Below are 1874 nucleotides of genomic sequence, written 5' to 3' on the forward strand. Positions count from 1 at the left end.
AAATTGCTGATCGGCAGTTTGCAAAAGCTGGACGCACGCGTGTTTTTTGGTAAGTCCCTGTTGCTCGAATTTCATCGCAGCGACAGCGGCCATTATTCCGCCACTTGGCGGATTGAGGGTGACTATGTTGTTAAGCCGTAACCTAAAAAATCGATTGACGATGTTTGGTCTTGTACTGGTCGCCCAGGGCGTTCTCGCTGATGGCGAGCCTCCGGTGAGTAGCGCATTAACCGCTGACCATACCGGTATTGTTGATCAATTAATCCTGGAGGAACAGGCGACCTATGCGCGTGAGAATGCCAAGCCGTCTGCGGAGCCTGTGCAGCCAGCGCCGATGCCCGTGCCCACAGGACCTGATCCGTTTGTGCCACCGCAGGCGGAACCCGAACCCTATTTTGTGGGCGTGTTCGGTGCGGATAGAGCCTCGTATCGCGTGGAGATTTTGTATCTCGGTTCAGTGACGGATTATGGCGTGGGAGATGTGTTGCCGGGTGGCTACCGACTCTCTGGCGTCACGCCGCAGTACGTGACCATCGAACGCAACGGTAAAACAAGTCGCTTGTATCTCACCTCTGTGTCGGCAGTGTCCGAACAAGCTCCTCGCCAGGTCGGGACGTCGCTACGTGACAGCGCCATGCAATTGCCACCGGGGTTGATGCCATGAAGCGCGTAAGGCAAATCGATGAACTGACGGCGCATGCCGGTACCGCCGACTGGCGGTTATTGTCCGGCGACAATGGCGAGCTGGCCATTCAGCCGCTCATGCGCGAAAAAGTCGCGCTGGTGAGTGGTGTCAACCGCGAATGCTTATTGCTGGTCGCGCCCGGGTGTTATCCATCCCAAGCGTATTTCGAGGCGGCGCGACATGCACACCGGTTGGAGTACACGGTGAAACCGCTGTACGCCGAACAATCGATTCTTACCTTGTTGCATGACCAGCAGGCGGCTCTGGCATCAACGGATGCTGCGGATCGTTTAATTACCCAGGAGGACCGTGAACGCCTCGATGAGCTGATTACGGAAGCAGTTACCCGTGGTGCGGCCGACATCATGATATCGCCACGTAAAGGCTCGCAAACGCAGTACTTGGCCGAGCTGGATATCGACACAATGATCACGCCGTATCGCGATTACACGCGTGATGAAATCGAAGGCATGATGCAGTGTTTTTATCAAAGCAAAGCGGACCAGGAGACGGTCGAAGAACCGATTTTTAAGTTTGGTTCAGCGCAATTCGCGGCTGGTGATGGTGTGTGGGCCGGACACCGCACGCGCATCCGGTACCAATCCAAACCTGCGTTTCCCGGCGGAACGGATTTCGCGCTGCGTCTGCTCATGATGAGTGAGACAAGCGGTTTTAATTCAATCCATGATTTGAATTTGCCGCTCCAACAAGCGCGTATGTTGGAGCGCGCCAGTCGTCGTGACTCCGGGGCTATTGTTCTGGCAGGACAAACCAGCAGTGGCAAAACCACGACGGTGAAAGTCATGCTGGAAAACCTCAGTCGCACGCGCCCTGACATCGTCATCCGTTCTCTGGAAAGCCCTCCTGAATACGTGATGCGTGGTGTCCATCAACACGCGGTGCGCGAATCCAAGGGCGGTGAATTACAGGCCTTGAGCGAGCACGTCAAAGAACTTATGCGGATGAACCCAACCTATTTATTTCTCGGGGAAGTCCGGGGCCATGAATCAGCAGGCCTGTTTCTTCATATGCTGGAGTCCGGCCACGGCGTGATATTAACGGGCCACGCCGGCAGTCCTCTGGGTATCTATAGCAAGCTCGAAGGCCTCGGCATCTCCAAGCAAGTGATGACGCAAGCGAGCAACGTTAATGCGCTGATTTTCCAACGTCGCCTGCCGCGTCTGTGCCC

The 1874-nt window shown here is 55.7% G+C and carries 2 protein-coding genes; both read left to right on the top strand.

Features of this window, described 5'->3' with window-relative positions; genetic code table 11:
* Window positions 1–160 precede the first annotated feature (160 nt).
* Window positions 161–664, top strand: a complete 504-nt coding sequence (locus tag ACSV5M_RS21700) for a hypothetical protein (RefSeq protein ID WP_439178942.1) — start codon at window positions 161–163, stop codon at window positions 662–664.
* On the top strand, window positions 661–1874 hold a 1214-nt coding region (locus tag ACSV5M_RS21705), incomplete at its 3' end, for an ATPase, T2SS/T4P/T4SS family (protein WP_439178943.1). The genes ACSV5M_RS21700 and ACSV5M_RS21705, both read left to right, overlap by 4 nt.

Origin of the sequence: Cellvibrio sp. ARAG 10.3, assembly GCF_051846955.1 — a bacterium.
In the GTDB taxonomy this organism is placed as follows: Bacteria; Pseudomonadota; Gammaproteobacteria; order Pseudomonadales; family Cellvibrionaceae; genus Cellvibrio.